Annotated in this window: 16 protein-coding genes and 1 pseudogene; 7 read left to right on the plus strand and 10 right to left on the minus strand. The window is 61.3% G+C overall.

Translation table 11 applies throughout. The features are described from left to right. Positions 1–15: 15 nt before the first annotated feature. On the minus strand, positions 16–1056 hold the full coding sequence (locus ACR0LZ_RS00600; RefSeq protein ID WP_480747821.1) for an ABC transporter ATP-binding protein: 1041 nt from the start codon (positions 1054–1056) through the stop codon (positions 16–18). Further along, complete coding sequence (locus ACR0LZ_RS00605) at positions 1053–1829, minus strand: DeoR/GlpR family DNA-binding transcription regulator (RefSeq protein ID WP_480747822.1); 777 nt, start codon at positions 1827–1829, stop codon at positions 1053–1055. The genes ACR0LZ_RS00600 and ACR0LZ_RS00605 overlap by 4 nt, the downstream gene beginning before the upstream one ends. A gap of 315 nt (positions 1830–2144) precedes the next feature. On the opposite strand from ACR0LZ_RS00605, the gene ACR0LZ_RS00610 reads away from it, so the two are divergent. Next, positions 2145–3029, plus strand: a complete 885-nt coding sequence (locus ACR0LZ_RS00610) for an HAD-IIA family hydrolase (RefSeq protein ID WP_480747823.1) — start codon at positions 2145–2147, stop codon at positions 3027–3029. A 728-nt stretch (positions 3030–3757) separates the two neighbouring features. Here ACR0LZ_RS00610 and ACR0LZ_RS00615 read toward each other — a convergent pair. From ACR0LZ_RS00615 to ACR0LZ_RS00650, 8 genes and pseudogenes are all read right to left on the minus strand, one after another. After that, positions 3758–4909 carry a recombinase family protein gene (locus tag ACR0LZ_RS00615; RefSeq protein ID WP_480748084.1) on the minus strand — a complete coding sequence of 384 codons (1152 nt, stop codon included), beginning with the start codon at positions 4907–4909 and terminating at the stop codon, positions 3758–3760. Positions 4910–4924: 15 nt separating this feature from the next. Further along, positions 4925–5194: pseudogene (locus ACR0LZ_RS00620) on the minus strand (recombinase family protein); the annotation flags it as partial. A 63-nt stretch (positions 5195–5257) separates the two neighbouring features. Continuing rightward, entirely contained in the window at positions 5258–6565 is a 1308-nt protein-coding gene (locus ACR0LZ_RS00625) for a TRAP transporter large permease (RefSeq protein WP_480747824.1), read from the minus strand. Next, positions 6565–7065, minus strand: coding sequence for a TRAP transporter small permease (locus ACR0LZ_RS00630; protein WP_480747825.1), 501 nt, complete (start codon positions 7063–7065; stop codon positions 6565–6567). The genes ACR0LZ_RS00625 and ACR0LZ_RS00630 overlap by 1 nt, the downstream gene beginning before the upstream one ends. 57 nt (positions 7066–7122) lie before the next feature. Beyond that, positions 7123–8136: a TRAP transporter substrate-binding protein DctP gene (dctP, locus tag ACR0LZ_RS00635; protein WP_480747826.1), complete on the minus strand. Its 1014-nt coding sequence runs from the start codon at positions 8134–8136 to the stop codon at positions 7123–7125. A gap of 84 nt (positions 8137–8220) precedes the next feature. Beyond that, a complete protein-coding gene (leuD, locus tag ACR0LZ_RS00640) occupies positions 8221–8832 on the minus strand; it encodes a 3-isopropylmalate dehydratase small subunit (protein ID WP_480747827.1) in 612 nt (203 codons plus the stop codon). Continuing rightward, positions 8832–10238, minus strand: a complete 1407-nt coding sequence (gene leuC / locus ACR0LZ_RS00645) for a 3-isopropylmalate dehydratase large subunit (RefSeq protein ID WP_480747828.1) — start codon at positions 10236–10238, stop codon at positions 8832–8834. The genes leuD and leuC overlap by 1 nt, the downstream gene beginning before the upstream one ends. Further along, positions 10238–11038: a GntR family transcriptional regulator gene (locus tag ACR0LZ_RS00650; RefSeq protein WP_480747829.1), complete on the minus strand. Its 801-nt coding sequence runs from the start codon at positions 11036–11038 to the stop codon at positions 10238–10240. The genes leuC and ACR0LZ_RS00650 overlap by 1 nt, the downstream gene beginning before the upstream one ends. Positions 11039–11182: 144 nt before the next feature. On the opposite strand from ACR0LZ_RS00650, the gene ACR0LZ_RS00655 reads away from it, so the two are divergent. From ACR0LZ_RS00655 to ACR0LZ_RS00680, 6 genes are read left to right on the plus strand one after another with little or no spacing between them, the layout of a single operon-like run. Then, positions 11183–11749, plus strand: a complete 567-nt coding sequence (locus ACR0LZ_RS00655; RefSeq protein ID WP_480747830.1) for a tautomerase family protein — start codon at positions 11183–11185, stop codon at positions 11747–11749. Further along, positions 11746–13440, plus strand: coding sequence for a hydantoinase B/oxoprolinase family protein (locus ACR0LZ_RS00660; protein ID WP_480747831.1), 1695 nt, complete (start codon positions 11746–11748; stop codon positions 13438–13440). Before ACR0LZ_RS00655 ends, ACR0LZ_RS00660 begins: the two co-directional genes overlap by 4 nt. Then, positions 13437–15500 (plus strand): hydantoinase/oxoprolinase family protein, encoded by a 2064-nt coding sequence (locus tag ACR0LZ_RS00665; protein ID WP_480747832.1) that lies wholly within the window; start codon positions 13437–13439, stop codon positions 15498–15500. Before ACR0LZ_RS00660 ends, ACR0LZ_RS00665 begins: the two co-directional genes overlap by 4 nt. Beyond that, complete coding sequence (locus ACR0LZ_RS00670) at positions 15497–16117, plus strand: cysteine hydrolase family protein (protein ID WP_480747833.1); 621 nt, start codon at positions 15497–15499, stop codon at positions 16115–16117. Before ACR0LZ_RS00665 ends, ACR0LZ_RS00670 begins: the two co-directional genes overlap by 4 nt. Continuing rightward, a complete protein-coding gene (locus tag ACR0LZ_RS00675) occupies positions 16114–16980 on the plus strand; it encodes an isocitrate lyase/PEP mutase family protein (RefSeq protein WP_480747834.1) in 867 nt (288 codons plus the stop codon). Before ACR0LZ_RS00670 ends, ACR0LZ_RS00675 begins: the two co-directional genes overlap by 4 nt. After that, the gene (locus ACR0LZ_RS00680) at positions 16961–18334 is read left to right on the plus strand and encodes an FAD-dependent oxidoreductase (protein WP_480747835.1); all 1374 of its coding nucleotides are present in this window, start codon (positions 16961–16963) and stop codon (positions 18332–18334) included. Before ACR0LZ_RS00675 ends, ACR0LZ_RS00680 begins: the two co-directional genes overlap by 20 nt. Positions 18335–18447 lie beyond the last annotated feature (113 nt).

Consider the following 18447-nt stretch of genomic DNA (forward strand, 5'->3'; position numbering starts at 1 on the left):
CGACTCCGGGTCCTATCAGCCCGGCGCAAAATTTGGCTGGGTCGTTCTGACACCAGCAGCATCGAAGAAATGCAGATCCTCATCGGCAAAGGTGATGTCGAGGGCTTCGCCTTGGGGGATGTGTTTGAGTCCGGGCATGGCCACGGTCAGACCGCGAGTGCCTTTCAGTTCAAGACCGATGAAGGTTTCTGAGCCGAGGAATTCGCATTCGCTGACTTTGCAGGTCAGTCTACCCTTGCCCGGATCGGTGACACGCAGGTTCTCGGCACGGAGTCCAATTTTCGAAGCACCCTCAAAGCCGGGCAGTACACCGGTGTCGAGCAGGGCCATCGGCGGCGCACCGACGAACTCCGCGACAAAGGTGTTTGCAGGCCGGTAGTAGAGATCCTCCGGCGCTCCCGTTTGCTGGATATGCCCATCTTTCATCAGCACGACCATGTCGGCCATGCTCATCGCCTCGGTCTGGTCGTGCGTGACGTAGACAACGGTGATTCCAAGGTCGAGTTGCAGCTTCTTGATGTCCTTGCGCACTGATGCGCGAAGCTTTGCGTCGAGGTTCGACAGCGGCTCGTCCATCAAGCACAGCGGCTGGTTGGCAACGATGGCGCGCGCGAGTGCGACGCGCTGCCGCTGGCCGCCGGATAGCTCCCCGGGCTTGCGGCTCTCGTAGCCAAGCAGTCCCGTGATCTCCAGCGCACGATGCAATTTCTCGCGCCGCTCCGACGCTGCGACCTTGCGCACCTTCAGGCCAAAGACGACGTTTTCGGCAACACTCAGATGCGGAAAAAGCGCATAGGATTGAAAGACCATCGACAGGTTACGCTCGGAGGGTGCGGCGGCCGTCACGTTCCGACCGTCGATGGTGATCTTCCCTTCATCCGGAAGCTCGAGCCCCGACAAGAGCCGCAACGTTGTTGACTTGCCACAACCAGATGGCCCCAGGAGCGCCACGAAAGACCCGCGCGGGATCGACAGATCGATGTGCTCGACGCCAAGCTGTCCGTTCCAGCGCTTGGCGACATTCTCTACTTTCACGAAAGGGTCTGTCTCGGTCATTCGATGTCCTCGGCAAATTCGATCCGGCAACCAAGGTCGCGGAACAGCGCGGGAAAAGGATCGGCGGGCGGGCGGTCACAGACGATATGGTCGATATCGGAAAGATTTCCCCCGAGCGCAGGAGCGAGACGACCGAACTTGCTCCGGTCGATGGCAAGCACCGAGATCTGTGCGTTCCCACGCATCTGTTCAGTGGCCCTGACTTCCGACTGATGAAATTCCAGCAGGCCGCCGTCCACGTCTACGCCGGCGGTCCCGAAGATCGCGAATTCGGCCCGGTATCGCGCGAAGAAAGCGATCACCTCTTCCCCCACGAAATCCCGGTCGGGCAAGCGGACCTCACCACCCGGGAGAATGATGCGGTTTGAAACCTCTTCGCTCAGCGCCATCGCGGCACTGAGGTTGTTGGTGATGACGGTCAGCTGCTTGCGGCGGTGCAACGCCCGGGCCACGCTGAGCGTGGTCGAGCCGATCGACAGGAACAGCGTGGCCCCATCCGGAATCTTCGCCGCCACCGCTTCGCCAATGGCGCGCTTTCCGACAAGATTCGTTCCGGCTCGCTGGTCGAAGGGCGTGTTGAGCCGATCCTCGGCCAGTTCGATGCGCCCATGCGCCCGGCGCAGGGTTTCTCCATCGCAAAGAATATCGAGATCGCGCCGGATCGTCTGCGTCGAAACGCCCAGCATGTCCGCGAGCGCACCCACGCTCACACCGCCACGCTCCTGCGCAACCTGTTGTATCAAATCCCGTCGACGAAGTTTTTTCGAGGCCATGCGTGTCCCCCGCTCCCTAATGATAAGGCTATCCCCACAAAAGCAACAAAACAACATAAATTTCCATTTCCCGAATCTTTATTTTCAAGCCACACATTGCAATTAAATCATCGCGCACTATATTTTTTATTTAAAACAGATAATTGCCCCCTTCGCCTCAGTAGTAACAGGACCCAACCAGCCGTCTCGCCGGTATAATTTTTGTTGTTTTGTTGTTTTTTCTTCCATTTTGATAGTCACGTTGTAAGGTCGTTACGACGCTCCAGGCGAAACAACCCGGGGCTTTGCCGGAAGCAAACGAACAACTGAGTACGCATGGACAGTGTTCAAAACATATTCGATCGCTACGAAGCCGTAAGGGGTCGATTCCCGGCCGTCCAAACCGACACCCGCACGCGGGACATCGGTTCGCTGCTTGATATCGCGACCGAGGTAGATGCTTTTGTCTTCGATGCATTTGGAGTTCTCAACGTCGGAGAGACGCCGATCCCGGGCGCCTCGGAGCGGCTCGACCAACTCAGAAGCATGCGGTGCAAGATCCGCATCCTGTCCAATGCGGCAAGTTACAACCATACGATGGCTGCCGAAAAGTTTCACCGACTTGGCATGAGGGTGGACACGGACGAGATCGTGACAAGCCGCGACGCCACCCTCCGGAACTTGCCACCCGGCCTGTGGGGATGCATAGCGGCTCCGGCAGATAACCTGTCCGATATCCCTTACGGAACCTGCAGGTTGGAGAATGACCCTAAAGATTACGACAAGGTCGACGGGTTTCTTTTTCTGTCCAGCGAATCCTGGACCGACGACCGTCAGGCGATTTTGACGGCGTCGCTCCGACGCCATCCAAGGCCTGTCTTGATCGCAAACGCCGATCTGGTGGCTCCACGAGAGGGGCGTTTCAGCCTTGAGCCGGGGTATTTCGGGCACCTGCTTGCGGACGGCGGAGTGACCGATATCAGGTTCTTCGGCAAACCATTTCCCGAAGTCTACGAGATGATCGAAGCCTCTTTGCCGGGCGTTGACCCCGAGCGCATCGCGATGTGCGGCGATACGTTGCATACCGATATCTTGGGAGCAGAGGCCCGCAGCTGGCGCACCGTACTTGTCGCACGCGATGGGCTTTTTGCCGGGGAGGACACCGGTACCTATTGCCAAAGGGCGAATCTCTTTCCGGCGTGGAGGCTGGAGGCAATCTGAACTGCTACATACGTCCGCACTGAAGCGGTGACGATAGACCCACCTAGTTCTAACTGCTAGCGACCAAACCGAAGCACTGGAACGAACCCCAAAATCCACTGACTTTAAATATCTTTTTCAGATCGATCAAAAGATGTATTGCTGGCTCGAACCCGATGCGCCCAGCCAAGAGCCCTCAAGTTACTGTTATAAATAAATAAAATATGAAATTGCGCCCGCAATTCCGGAGCTTTGCGGCTATGGATGCATCGTCTTCCGGTCTCGAAACACCAGTTTCCCGCCGAATTTCGGGCCCAGTCTCGGACGGGGATTTTCACGGTACCAGGTTGCCCTCTGACAATGGTGCTACCGCATCCTTTAGATGCTTCATCACTTCCCAAGTCTTGGCAGCCCAGAACATCCCATGGCTATTGGCGTCCGCCGCAGAGCCCGAAAATCGTTCGGAATCAGAGACTTATTCCCGAAATCGAGCCGCAAATAGTGTCGCGAATTCAAAGGATTAGAAACGACCTTGTACCGTGGGTTCGAATCATACCTGCCCAGCCACCCACTCCCGTATTTTCAGCTGACGAGAGACTGCCCTGGTATTGTGGCGTGTTTTCCGACGCTTGACCTGCGGGATTTCCGACAGAGACGCGAACGTGAGCACATATCCGGCCAATTTCAAGCCGTAGTCTCAGTTTGCGATTCCGGCGGTACGAGTTTGGAAGTTGCAGGGAGGTTCTGACTTACAGCTTGCCGAACAATTCGCGCTGGTCGGTCCAGACAGCCGGCACGCCTGACTTGATGAGATAGTGGGACGTCAGGCCATCCGGCTGTTCGCCGTTTGCGATGACATCAAGGATATCCGGTGCGAGCATTGCGAGATCGACAACGTCCTGCACCCGGCGCTTTGATGTCCCCTCATCCTTTGCGATGTCAGTGAATGTGTTCCCATCGATGATCATGGCCATCCACTTCTGCGCCTTGACGATATTTTGAACGAGCGCCCGGTCGATCTCAGGCGGCGCCGCACCGAGATGCAGCTTTAGTTCGACGCCGCGCCGACGCATCCGAAACGGCGATGACAGTGTAAGCTGCTTTGGATTGATGCGATCTGCCTTACAATCCAAAGCCATCGCGAGTTCTTGAGAATTCAACAGAACAGTGAACGTGCCGGAGAACAAGTCACCCCGTTCGACGAGGCGCAGGTGTTGCTTTGCCTGGAGGAAGTCATGCAGGGCATCGGATCTGGCCGCGATCTCCGAAGCGGATATGTCTCGGACCATCGCCGTGACGATGTCGGGTTGACCTAATTTCTGACGGACGAGATCCGCGATCAGGCTCTCCAGTTGCTCAGCCGGCAGGCGCCAAGCCCCCGGATGCTTCCGGCTCCGATCCTTTACCAGCCTGTGAGAGATGTAATAGCGCAGGCGCTTGCCATTCTTCCGGCTGTGGCTGGGCGTCAGCCGATCCCCTGTTTCGTCGAAGAGCTTGCCGGCCAGCGGGGATCGTTTGGCCTTTCTGGTGGCTCCCCGGGATTTGGCGGCTGCGCCCTCAAGCATTGCCTGAACCTGATCCCAGACATCCGGATCGATAATGGCCGGGTGCTGCCCGTCAAAGACCTGCCCCTTGTGCCGTATGCGCCCAGCATAAATGGGATTGCTCAGCAGGTGATGGATGTGTCCCCGATCAAAGGGCTTTCCACCGGAGACGCGCCCTGCCCCGCGAACCCGTCGGCGCGATCTCAGACCAAGATCTTCCGCGCGCTCTTTCACCACCCGAATCAGACCGTTCTCAAGATAGAGATCGTACAGAGTTTTGATGGTCAAAGCCTCGGCTTCGTCGATCCTCAGTGTTCTTCCGTCTGCCTCATAGCCGAGCGGGACATTGCCTCCCATCCAGAGCCCCTTGCGCTTAGAGGCCGCAATCTTGTCCCGGATGCGTTCTGCCGTGACCTCCCGTTCGAACTGCGCAAAACTGAGCAGCACATTCAGCGTCAGGCGGCCCATGCTGGTGGCTGTATTGAAGCTCTGGGTCACCGAGACGAACGACGCATCCGCTTGATCCAGTCGCTCAACCAGCTTGGCGAAGTCGGCCAGCGATCGGGTCAGGCGGTCGATCTTGTACACCACTATCTGATCCACGCGTTTCTCATCCACCGCCTGCATCAGACGTTGCAAGGCAGGCCGATCAAGGTGAGCGGTTCTGCGAGAGCGAGCTACTACGCGATCTGTTTTTGGGCCTGGTCATAGAGACGGCAGCCATAAGGCTAGTTGCGGAAAGACGACGAGCAGACCAACTAGCAAAAGCGAGCAGAAGATGAACGGAAAGGCAGACGAATAGATCTCGCGCATGGTCGTGCCGGGGGGTGCCACCCCTTTCATCACGAAGAGCAGCAGCCCGAAGGGCGGCGTGGTGAAACTGATCTCGAGGGACAGCAACATGATGAGCCCGAACCAGATCGGATCGAAGCCAAGCGTCTGCGCGAGCGGAAAGAAGATCGGAACCGTCAGCAGCATGATCGAGATTTGTTCCATGAACATGCCGAGCAGCAAAAGCACGGCGAACATCACGAGAAGCATGGCCAGCGGCGCAAGATCGAAGCTTGTCGCCCAGTTCACAAGCCCGCGCGACGCCCCCGAGAAGGCCAGAAGCTGGCTGAACGTGGCAGAGCCAAAGACGATGAGATAGGCCATGAGCGTGACCTTGAGCGCTCCAACAACAGATTTCTTCATCGCGTCCCAGGTCAGGCACCGAAAGATCGCGGCCAGGATCAACGCGCCGAGCGCACCGAAGGCTGCGGCTTCGGACGGGGTAACGAAGCCCTGGATCATTAGCGTTATGACGATGGCCATGACGCTCACCATCGGGAGCACTTCGCGCAGCACAAGGCCAAGCTTAGCGCGGAAGGCCATCGGTTCAACATCGTAGGCCGGGGCGGCTGACGGATCGAGTCGGGTCTGCAGCCAGATCGTAACGATGTAGAAACCCGCGAGGATCAGGCCGGGGATCACCCCGGCGATCAGCAGTGCAGCTACGTCGATCCGCGCCAGCGTCGCCAGAAGAACGGCGAGGGCCGAGGGGGGGATGATGATCGCAAGGCCTCCGGTGCCGAGGATCGGACCGATGCTCATGTGCGACTTGTAGCCCCGGCGGCTCATCTCCGGCACCATGAGCGAGCCCAAAAGGGCAGTTGAGCCCATGGACGAGCCAGAGAGCGTGGAAAAGGCCGTGCCCCCCAGAACCGTGACGTAACTCAGCCGCCCCGGAAGACGGCCCATGAGCTTGTCGATGGCGTTAAACATGCGCCCACCGAGCCCCGTATGAAAGAAGATCTCGCCCATCAGCAGAAACAGCGGGATGGGCATCAGGGCATATGTGGTGAGCGAACCCAACCCGTTGTTCAGTAGCTGCATCACCCCGCGCTCACCGCCCATGAAGATCCAGGCCCCGAGGATGTTGGCCGCGAGAAAGGCCAGCGCGATCGGCATGCCGACGGCCATCAGCAGCATGATCGTGCCGAGCAGCAGCGCCAGTGCCTCGAACCATTCCATTATTCGTGTATCCCCGCTTCGCCGCTGTGCATCAGTTCGTCTCCGACAACGAAACGCGAGAATTCGATCGCCATGAGGCCGAAGGACAGCGGAAAGGCAACGGTAAGAAGCCAGCGGGGAAAGTAGTAGGCGCGCGTGTCGAAATCGCCCCGTTCGATGTTGGTCATCACCAGTTCGACGCCCTTCCACGTGAGGATCGCGCAGACCAGCACGCAGGCTGCGGCGACCGCGCGGCTCAGAAGCCGTCGGGGGCCGTCGGGCAGGGCAGCGGTCAGAAGTTCGATGTGCACGTGCCCCTTTTCACGCACCAGCCAGGGCGCACCGAGCATCGTCATGTAGAGAAGACCGTATTCGGCCGATGTGAAGAGCCACGCGAAGGGTTGCATGCCGAGATTGCGCATCACCACCGAGACGATGACTGACACCATGATCCAGACCAGCATGAACCCTGAAACGCCGGCCATCCCGTAGAGCGCCGCCTTGTAAGTTGTGTTGACCATCGCGGAAGGCTCCGGGAAACGGGCAGGCTCGCCAGTGCGGCGAGCCTGCAAAAGAGCTTAGTTGGCTGCGTCTAGATCGTAGAAGAGCTCGATCAGGCGGTCATAGTTGGCGGTACCGCCCGGCTGCTCCGCCATGACTTCCTTCATGCGTTCCCACGTCTTTTCGCGGGCGGCGGCGAGGTAATTCGCCTTGGCTTCGCCTTCCAGCGACACCACCTTCATGCCGGCCGCTTCAAGTGCCGCGAAGTCTTCGTCACGCTTGATGCGCAGGGCCTCCACGCTGTCCTTTTCGTGCTGTATGGCAACGTCCTGGAGGATCTGGCGAGCCTCTTCGGACAGCGAGTTCCACTTTTCATTGTTCACGATCACGCCAAGGTCGGTCGAGAAAAAGCACGGCTCGATGCGATAGTTGAGGAACTCGTTCCACTTGAGGTCGATCAGGCCGATCTGCGTCCAGCCGGTGGCATCCACCACGCCGCGCTGCAACGCCGAATAGACTTCGCCGGTCGGAAGGTCGATGACCTGTGCACCGAGATAGTTGGTGAAGAACGCGTTGTATACGTTGTTGCCGCGCAGCTTGAGGCCCTCGACCTCGAGATTGCCATCGGCATCGAATGTGGGCTCGTTGCGGGTCCAGAGGTTGTAGCAGACACCGCTGTCGAACCAGCCAAGGTATTTAAGACCCATCTTTTCCTGGTGGATCTGGTCGATCAGTTCGATACCGCCGTTCTCGCGGGTTTCGATTGCCGTGAGGTTCGAAGCGACCATGGCGTCTTTCTCGGGCAGTGCGCCGCCGTAGAAGGAGCCGGGGGTATAGACCATGTCCACGACGCCATCGCGCACGGCATCGGGCTGCTGGAACATGCCGATGGCCTCGGGGCCACCGCGCACATCGATCCGGACAACGCCCTCGCCCGCCGCGTTGACCTTGTCGACGAAGCTCAGGAAGCTTTGCGTATAGATCAGTGTCTCCGGGAAGGCATGCACCGCCGTAATCGTCTCTTCGGCCTTGAGCGAGCCCGCTACGAGCGTGGCCCCTGCCAGCAGGCTGCCCAGTAATCTCATCTTCATCTTGTCGTCCTCCGCTTTTGTGGGGTTTCCGCCCCGTGTGGAAGGCCATTCTCAGGCCGTGGCTGCCGCGTCATGCGGCTGGTTTCAATCCGTATCTGCGGGCCTTGCCCAGGCTGCGGTTTGATTGCGAGTGCGCCGGAACGCCGCGATGGCAGGCCCGTGATTGCGCGTAAGGTCGATATCGTCCCAGCCATTGACGAGTTTTGTGGCCCAACTGTCATCTAGCGCGAAATCCACCTTGGTGACGCCGAGTTCTATGCAGCGGTTGTCGATGTCAATTGCGATGTCCCGAGGGCCCTTTGAAAGCGCTGCCTCCAGAACCGCGTGGCCCTCCGCGCCGACCCTTGCCGGCAAGAGACCGTTGTTAACCGCATTCGAGGCGAAGATGTCGCCAATTCCGGGTGCGATGACCGCGCGAAGCCCTGCGTCCACAAGGGCGTAAACCGCCGCTTCGCGGGAGGATCCGCTGCCGAAGTTGCGACCAGCAAGGATCACGCTGGCGCCGGGACAGGCGTTCAGCGGGAAGTCCGCGCGCAGCTTGCCCGTCTCGTCGCGGCGCATGTCATGCATGAGGTAGGGCCCGTAGCCTTCGGAGCGCGGCACCGACATGAAGCGCGCGGGGATCAGCTGATCGGTATCGATGTTCGCGACTGGCAGGCTGACCGCCGTGCCCTTGTGTATGCGCCACCCGGCCATCAGTCAGCCCTTCCGACAAGAAGCGGGCGCACATCCGCCAGAGTCCCCGTCACGGCGGCGGCAGCGACCATGGCCGGGCTCATCAGGTGCGTCCGCGCTCCACGCCCCTGCCGGCCCTTGAAATTACGGTTGGTGGAGGATGCGCACCGTTTGCCCTCTTCGACGAGATCACCGTTCATGCCAACGCACATGGAGCACCCGGAAGCGACCCAATCGAGGCCAGCCTCAGTGAACACGCGGTCAAGCCCCTCTGCTTCTGCCTGCGCCTTGACCTGCGCGGAGCCCGGCGAGATCAGGCCCGGCACCTTCGCCTTGCGACCGCGCAGTACCGTTGCGGCGGCGCGAAGATCCTCGATCCGCCCGTTCGTACAGGAGCCGATGAAGACCTGATCGACCGGCGTGCCTTCCAGCTTCTGCCCCGGTTTCAACGCCATGTAGTCGAGTGCCGCCCGCGCGGCTTGCGCCTTTTCGGAGGGCAGAGTTGCCGGGTCGGGGATCGCCGCGCAGATCGGCAACGCCTGTTCGGGGCTTGTACCCCATGTCACGGTCGGGGAAATCCGGGCGGCGTCGAGCGTCACCTCTCGGTCGAATACTGCATCCGCGTGGCTGGCGAGCAAGCGCCAGTCAGTGCAGGCCGCATCCCAGGCGGCACCCTTCGGCGCGAAGCGGCGTCCCTCGATATAGGCGAAGGTCGTCGCATCCGGCGCCACCATGCCAAACCGCGCACCGCCCTCGATCGACAGGTTACACAGCGTCATGCGCCCCTCCATCGTCAAACCTCGGATGGCGCTGCCTGCGTATTCCACGGCATAACCCTGCGCACCGTCCGCCCCCAGTTCTGCGATCCAACCCAACGCGATATCCTTGGCCGAGACGCCCGCGCCGAGCGTGCCATCGACAGTTATGCGCATCGATCTGGGCTTGCGCTGCCACACCGTCTGTGTGGCGAGCACATGGGCCACTTCGGTCGCGCCGATACCAAAGGCCAACGCCCCGAAAGCGCCATGCGTGGACGTATGGCTGTCGCCGCAGTTGATGAGCAGTCCCGGAAGCGTGAGGCCCTCTTCCGGCCCCACGACATGCACGATGCCTTGGTGCGGATCGTCGAGATCATAGAGCCGTACCCCATGCTGCGCGGCATTGCGGCGCAGCGTGTCTATCATCCGTGCGATCCGGGGATCTGCGATCTTCGACCGTTCGCGTGTAGGTGCATAGTGATCGACCACGGCGAAGGTCAGCCCTGGCTCGGCCACGGGCAGGCCGCGTTCCGCGATCTTGGCAAAAGCGTGGTGCGAACCTTCGTGCACCAGATGCCGGTCGACCCAGAGCAGCGATACGCCATCTTCGCGACGCAACACCTCATGCGCCGCCCAAAGCTTGTCGAGCATGGTCTCCGGCTTGCGCATCAACCCTCTCTCCCGCTCTGCCCGATAGCGGGCTCCCAGTGTCGGGCCGCCCCCTGCCCCACGCGCGTCAGCGGCATCTCGAGACGGAACATGTCGGGCCGGTAAAGTCCCGACAGGTATTCCACGCCGTTGCCATCAACATCGCGCACGACGCGACGCAGCGAAAGAAGTGCCGAGCCCACGTCAACCTCGAGCGCCTCAGCCACATCCGGGCCCGCGAGCGTCGCACTCACCGACTGGTGCGCCTCCTTGATCTGGACGCCGCTGCGCTCCAGCAGCTTGAAGAGAGGCGTGGTAGCAAGGTCGTTCTCGGAATAGTTTTGCGAGATCTGGGCTGGTACGTAGGTCGTGAGGTGCGAAAAGGGAACATCCACCGCAAGGCGGACGCGCGTGGCGATCTGGACCTTGGTGTCGCTGCCGAGCTTCATGGCCGACGTCACGAAATCAGGTGCTGTGCCGTAGGAAAACGACAGGAGCCGCGCCGTGGTCTGCTGCCCCATTTCGACCAGTTGCGGCATAAGCGTGTTGAAATCCATTGCGGCGCGCTGGCCGCTGTCAGGCAGCGCACGCACCTTTGTCCCGCTGCCTGCACGGCGCTCTATCAGGTCGCCTTGCGCGAGTGCATTGAGCGCGCGACGGACGGTGACGCGACTAACCCCGAAGGTTTCCGCGAGCTTCTGTTCACCGGGCAGGGATTCGCCATCGCGCAGTACTCCACCAGTGATCTGATCGCGCAGCGACAGATAGACGCGACGCGCCTTGGCCCCTTCCGGCAGTATCTGAACCGCTTCCGTCTGCAACTGTGATTCCCCGATCATTCCAGGCGGAGGGTAAATGCGTTCCCTCCAAAAGCAAGGATTAGCATCTCTGATGTACAAAAATTTTTCTCTGGCAAGATACATTATTTGTATTACAAACAATACAGGTTTTGCAGGGAGGAAATGATGCCGATCGTCGAACTGCACGTTCTGGAAGGCTACGACAGTCAGGAAAAACAACGTCTTGGCGAAGCTCTGACCGATGCCGTGCGTTTCGTCGTTCCCGCAGCCCCGGAACTTGTGACGGTGATGATCCATGACATGCCGACCGAGAATTATTACCGGGGCCGCATACGGCGCAGTCCGGCCGAGGCGCGCCCTGACCCCATCGAAGTTGTGAAGGGCTACCTTGCAGCAATGGAAGCGCGCGAGATCGAAGTCGCGCGCGACATGCTCGGAGAGGGCTTTGCCATGACCTTCCCGGGAACGGCGCCCATGCATAAGCTCGACGAACTGATCGCGTGGTCGAAGCCGCGCTACAGGTCCGTTGCCAAGACATTCGACGGCTTCGACGCGATGCAGGGTGCAGGCAACACCGCCATCGTCTACTGCCGCGGCACGCTCAGCGGCGAATTCCACGACGGCAGCACCTTCGAGGGTATCCGCTTCATCGACCGGTTCGAGGTCACGGACGGCAAGATCACGCGGCAAGAGGTTTGGAACGACATGGCAGAAACAAGGGCAAACGCATGACCGAGATTGACCCCATCACCCTGTCGGTTCTTGCGGGCCGCATGGAGCAGATCGCCGACGAGATGGACGCGACGCTATTTCGCGCCGCCTTCAACCCGATTATCGCCGAAGCACATGACGCCAGTCACGGCATCTATCACGCGATGTCGGGCGACACGCTCGTGCAAGGTAAATCCGGCCTGCCGATCTTTGTCGGAGTGATGTCCTTTGCCGTGAAGGCCGTGATCGAGAAGGCCGCGGCAGACGGCAATCTGGAAGACGGCGACATCTATATTTTCAACGACGCCCATATCGGCGGCACGCACCTGTCAGACATGCGTCTCGTGCGGCCCTACTTCCGCGACGGGAAGCTCTTTTGCTATCTCGCGTCCGTGGGCCACTGGCATGACCTCGGCGGAGCAGTGCCGGGCAATTACAACCCGGCAGCGACGGACGTCTTTCAGGAAGCCTTCAACCTGCCGCCGGTGAAACTCGCCCGAAAGGGCGAGATCAACCAGGACATCGTCGACATCCTGCTGCGCAACACGCGCCTGCCGCAGTCGGCGATGGGCGATCTCAACGGCCAGCTTGGCGCGCTCGATCTCGGTGTCAGGCGCATGGACGAGCTTCTGGATGAATACGGCGCCGACACGATCACCGCGGCACTCGAGGCGCTCGGCCACCGCGCCGAGGCGCTGATGCGGTCTGAACTGACGGATCTGCCCGATGGCCGCTGGGAAGCGGAGGATTACCTCGATAATGACGGGATTATCGACGAACCGCTCAAGATAAGGATCGCTCTCGAGATCAGCGGAGATCGGATGACCCTGGATTTCTCCGGGTCGTCGCCCCAGTGCGCAGGCCCCGTGAACATCGCCCTGCCAACGACCGTGGCCACGGCCTATGTCGCGATCAAGCATGTCTTTCCGGGTCTGCCAGCCAATGCGGGTGTCATGCGTCCCATCGAGGTGATCGTGCCGGAGGGGAGCCTGCTTGCCGCGAAATTCCCTGCCCCGACGGGCGGGTACACCGAAACGATCCTGCGCATGATCGACGTGGTCTTCTGCGCTTTCGCCCAGGCCGCGCCGGACCGCGTCGTCGCGAACGCCTACGGCACGATCAATGCACTGTCCATCGCGGGCAAGCGCAAGAACGGTCAGCCGTGGGTAATGTTCAGCTTCTATGGAGGCGGGCATGGCGGCTCGATCGAAACGGACGGGCTCAACCACGGCAATGCCCCGATCTCGACGGCAACGATCCCGCCGATGGAAATCCTCGAGGCCGCCTACCCTGTGATGTTTCGCAAATGGGCGCTTCGCCCGGACAGCGCCGGTGCGGGTGCGCATCGTGGCGGGCTCGGCGCGGTCTACGAGATCGAGGTGCTGGAAGAAAACGGCGCCGAGGCGTTTCTTTTCGGGGAACGCGGACGATTCGCCCCGAAGGGCATTGCAGGCGGCGGCGACGGGGCTCTGAACGTTTTTCACTATGAACAGGATGACGGCTGGCACAGCCCGCCGCTTGCCTCGAAGATGCGGGGCATCAAGCTGAAGGCCGGTCAGGCCGTTCGCCTCGAAACGCCGGGTGGGGGCGGTTATGGCACCGCATCCGGGCGGGACCCGAAATCCGTAGCCCTCGACGTGGCACGGGGACTGGTGAGCGCGGCAGAGGCGGACACCGCCTACGGCAGACAGTGGCGGGAGGATCAGGCATGAGCAACCGCATGATCGGTGTCGATGTCGGCGGCACCTTCACGGATATATTCGTTCTCAACGAAGCCGAGGGCACCGCAAGCGTCGCCAAAGTTTCCACGACACGGCCCGACCAGTCGGGCGGTTTTCTGGATGGCATCCGGCGCGAAGTCCCGAACCTGTCGGACATTGCCGTGGTCGTGCATGGGACGACTGCTGGGACCAACGCCCTGCTGGAACGCAAGGGCGCGACGACGGGCGTGATCTGTACCGAAGGCCTGCGCGACGTGCTGGAGATGCGCCGCAGGGACAGGCCCCGCACTTGGGGGTTGCGCGGGGATTTCGAACCTGTCGTGGACCGCCGCCATCGACTCGAGGTTTCCGAAAGGACCCTGGCAGACGGCACCGTTCGAACCCCGGTTGACCTTGACGCGGTCCGCGCCGCCGCCCGGACACTACAGGAGCAGGGATGCGAGGCCGTGGCGGTCCTCTTTGCCAACTCCTATGCCAATACCGCCAATGAAGATGCCGCCGCCGCTGCCCTGCGCGAGGTCTGGCACAATGAGCATGTGTCGTCCTCGTCCGAAATCCTGCCGGAGATCCGCGAATTCGAACGGTTCTCCACTGCCGCGCTCAACGCTTACCTGCAGCCCGAAGTGTCCGGCTATATCGGGCGGCTCGAGAACGCGCTCGAGGCGGGCGGATTCGATGGCGAGTTCATGATCGTGCAATCCAATGGCGGTGTGATGGCCGTGGAGACCGCATGCCGCCTGCCGGTGCGCACCGCGCTTTCCGGTCCAGCGGCGGGCGTGATCGCGGCCGGCTACATCGCGCAGTCGGCAGGGTTTCCCAACATCATCACCGGCGACATGGGTGGCACGAGCTTTGACGTATCGCTGATCGCTGAAGGCCAATCCATGCTGTCGCCCCAAACTTCCATCGACTTCGGCATGGTGGTGCGCAACCCGATGATCGAGATCACCACCATCGGCGCGGGCGGCGGCTCAATCGCCTCGGTGGACAAGGGTGGGCTGCTCAACATCGGGCCTGAAAGCGCGGGCAGCAACCCCGGCCCCGTGGCCTACGGGCTGGGCAATACGCGCCCGACTGTGACGGACGCTAATGTCGTGCTGGGTCGGATCGACCCGAACAACCCCATCGGCGGCAAGCTCGAAAGGTTGGATGTGGATGCGGCCGCGCGCGCGATCGATGAACATGTGGGCCGCCCCCTGAAACTTTCCACGGTTGATGCCGCCGAGGCGATCCTGAGGGTCGCCAATAGCCGAATGGCCGGCGCGATCCGTCTTGTCAGCATCGAGCGTGGCTTCGATCCCAAGCGCTTCGCCTTCATGCCCTTCGGCGGGGGCGGCGCGCTCCATGCAGGCGCGATGCTGGCCGAGGTCGGGATCGCGCGGGCCATCGTGCCACGCTATCCGGGCGTCACCTCCGCAATGGGCTGTGTGATTGCCGACATGCGGCAGGATTTCGTTCAGACAATCAATTCGCTGGTGAACACTCTGAATGAGGCTGCTCTAGGCGCTTTCATGCAGGCGCATGCCGACCAGGGCATGGCGCTGCTCGATGCCGCCCGCACCAATTTCGAGGCGCGCGAGTTGAGCTTCGAACTCGACATGGCCTATATCGGGCAGACACACACCGTGTCGGTTCCGATCAGCGTTGCCGCGCCAGGTGGAAAGGTGACTCCGCCGACACGCGCCGAGATCGAGGAGGCTTTCGATGCCGCCTACGGCGCGACTTTCGGCAGGCTGTTGCAGAACGGCGTGCGGCGCATCCTGAACCTGCGCAGCGCGGTAACGGGCAAGCGGCCCAAGTTCGACCTCGGCACGCTGGCCCCCTCCAGTGAAGGCCCGGCGGAACCTATCGGTCACCGGCAGGTGCATTTTGCCGACGGCTGGCACGATACCGCCGTCTATGACCGGCTTTCGCTTCCCGTGGGGACTGTCATAGAGGGACCCGCGATCCTGACGCAGCCCGACACGACTGTCCTGATCGAACCGCACTTGAAGGGTCGAGTTGACCGGTTTGGCAATACCATCATTGAATCGCTGGAGGACGCGTCATGAGCAATCCGGGCACATGGGATATCGCGCGAACCGCGCTTCTGACGATCGACCTGCAGAACGACTTCATCCATCCCGAGGGCGCATATGGTCGCGCCGGGCAGACCGCAGAAAGCATCGCGGCCCTGCCCCATCGCATAGCGCCGCTGGCGCGGGCGATCCAGGCGGGGGGCGGGCGTTACTTCTCGGCGCAGTTCACGCTGGTGCCGGACAAGGACGGCGAGCCCCTGATCGCACCGCACCTGAAGCAACTGCGCCCTTTCTTGGGCAAGGGAGACTTCGCGCCGGGCAGCTTCGGGCACGGGCTTGTGGACACGCTTCCGCCTGCGGATTTCGTGATCGAAAAGGTCGCCTATTCGGCGTTCTACCAGACCCGGCTAGAGTACCTGATGCGCGCGCTCGGAATCGACCAACTCATCGTAGGAGGCATCGTGACGAACGGTGGCGTGGCCTCGACCCTGCGGGATGCGCACCTGCGCAACATCGAAACCGTGATGCTGACCGATGGCTGCGCGGCATTCCGGCAGGACGTGCATGACGCCACCCTGCTGTCTCTCGGAACTGTCACACATCAGATGACCTGCGCCGACGCCCTGACCCTGATCGAGGGCATGTCATGAGCCTCAAGACACGCCTTCAGCATGAAAAAATCGTCGTCGCACCGGGCGTTTACGACGGGCTGACCGCTTCGCTGGCCGAAGCGGCGGGGTTCGAGGCACTGTATCTCAGCGGTGCCGCCGTGGCCTACACCAGGCTGGGACGCCCCGACATCGGCTTGACGACTTGTTCTGAAATGGCCGACACCATGACGCTGATCGCGGATCGCACGAACCTTCCCGTCATCATCGATGCGGATACGGGCTTTGGCAATGCGCTGAACGCACAACGCACAATGCGGCTTTATGAACGCGCGGGCGCCTCGGCCTTGCAGATGGAGGATCAGACCTACCCCAAGCGCTGCGGCCATCTAGCCGACAAGTCGCTCATCCCCGCATCCGAGATGGTGGGCAAGATTGCCGCGATGGCCGATGCCCGGACGTCTGAAGAAACATTGATCATCGCGCGCACCGATGCCATCGCCGTCGAAGGTCTTTCAGCCGCTGCGGACCGCGCCGAAGCCTATCTCGAGGCGGGCGCGGACGTGCTTTTCATAGAAGCGCCGCAGGACCGCGAGCAAATCGAAGCGATCGCCTCGCGCTTTGCGTCGCGGGTGCCCCTCCTGGCCAACATGGTCGAGGGGGGTGCGACGCCGATCACTGGCTCAGATGACCTCGAAGCCCTCGGATTTTCCATCGTCATTTTTCCCGGTGGAATCGTCCGCGCGCTGGCCCGCACCGCGCAGGAATATTATCAGAGCCTTGCGCGCAATGGGTCGAACAAGCCCTTTGCCAACAGGATGTTCGACTTCGGCGGCCTCAACCGGGTGATCGGGACGGAAGACATGCTGCGGGAGGGCACTCGTTATGACGGCTCCGAACGTTAGCGCCCCGCCAAAGAGCTTCGACATCGAGGTTGAAACGCTCATCATCGGGGCGGGCGCCTGCGGATTGATTGCAGCGCTTTCGGCCAGCGAGGCAGGCCAGGAGGTTCTGGTCATCGAAGCTGACGCCCTCCCCTCGGGATCCACTGCACTTTCGGCCGGGCTGATACCAGCGGCAGGAACCAGGCTTCAGCGGGCAGCAGGGATAGACGACAACCCGGAACGCTTCGCAGCCGATATACAGGCAAAGGCGCATGGCGAAAACGATCAGGCTCTGGTCGATCTTCTGGCTTGGAATGCAGCCTCCGTCATAGACTGGCTCACCGAGGCCCATGGCCTGCCGTTCTCGGTGGTGGATGATTTCGACTATCCCGGCCATTCCAGCCGCCGTATGCACGGGCTGCCGACCCGTGCGGGCACTGAACTGATCGACGCGCTGCGCAGCGCCGCCGAGCGGGCAGGCATCGACATTGTCTGCGAACGGCGGGCGGAAACCCTCTACTTCGCGGAGAGCCTTGTCCACGGAGTCGCCGCGCGCCGCCCCGATGGCGGAGTCGAAACCATCGGCTGCAAGCGCCTGATCCTAGCCTGTAACGGTTTCGGCGGGAACCGCGCTCTGGTCGCCAGACATATGCCGCAAATCGCCGACGGTCTGTGGTTCGGCCACGATGGAAACAGGGGTGAAGCCGTGCTCTGGGCCGAAAAGATAGGCGCAGCAACCCAGCATTTGGGTGCTTACCAGGGTCACGGCAACGTAGCCCACCCGCATGGCATCCTCATTACTTGGGCGACGATCACGGAAGGTGGCGTGCAGGTGAACCGGGCCGGTCGGCGCTTCTGGAATGAAGCGCAGGGTTACTCCGAGGCTGCCCGTGCCGTGCTCTCGCAACCGGGTGGCGAGGCCTTTGCAATCTTCGATGCACGCATTGCGGGCATCGCTCGGCAATTCGAGGATTTCAAACGTGCCGAAGCACAGGGGGCAGTGCAAATCGCCGACACTCTGAGCGATCTCGCCCTGACGCTGGGCCTGCCCACCGATGCGCTTGAAAAAACCATCAGCGATATCCCGGAAGGCGGCACGGATGAATTCGGCCGCTTCTTCGGCAAGCTCCGCCTTGAGACGCCCTATTGCGGCGTGAGGGTCACCGGCGCTCTGTTTCACACCCAAGGCGGCTTGCGGATTGATGGAGAGACGCGCGTACTTACCCGCACAGGAGCGCCCATCCCCAACCTGTTCGCTGGCGGTGGTGCTGCCTGCGGTGTCTCAGGGAATGCGGACAGCGGCTATCTGTCAGGCAACGGACTGCTTGCAGCGGCTGTTCTGGGGCGGATTGCAGGTAAGGCATTTTGCGGTTGAAGCGAAGCGCTGGTGAGAATCGAACTCCAAAAACTGGATTGCAGGCTCCCACTGTCCGACTGATAAGAATCTGGTTGGTCTGATGGGGCTGCTTTGCTTGCCAAAGCAGCCAA

Source organism: Ruegeria sp. CI1 (genome assembly GCF_056536925.1).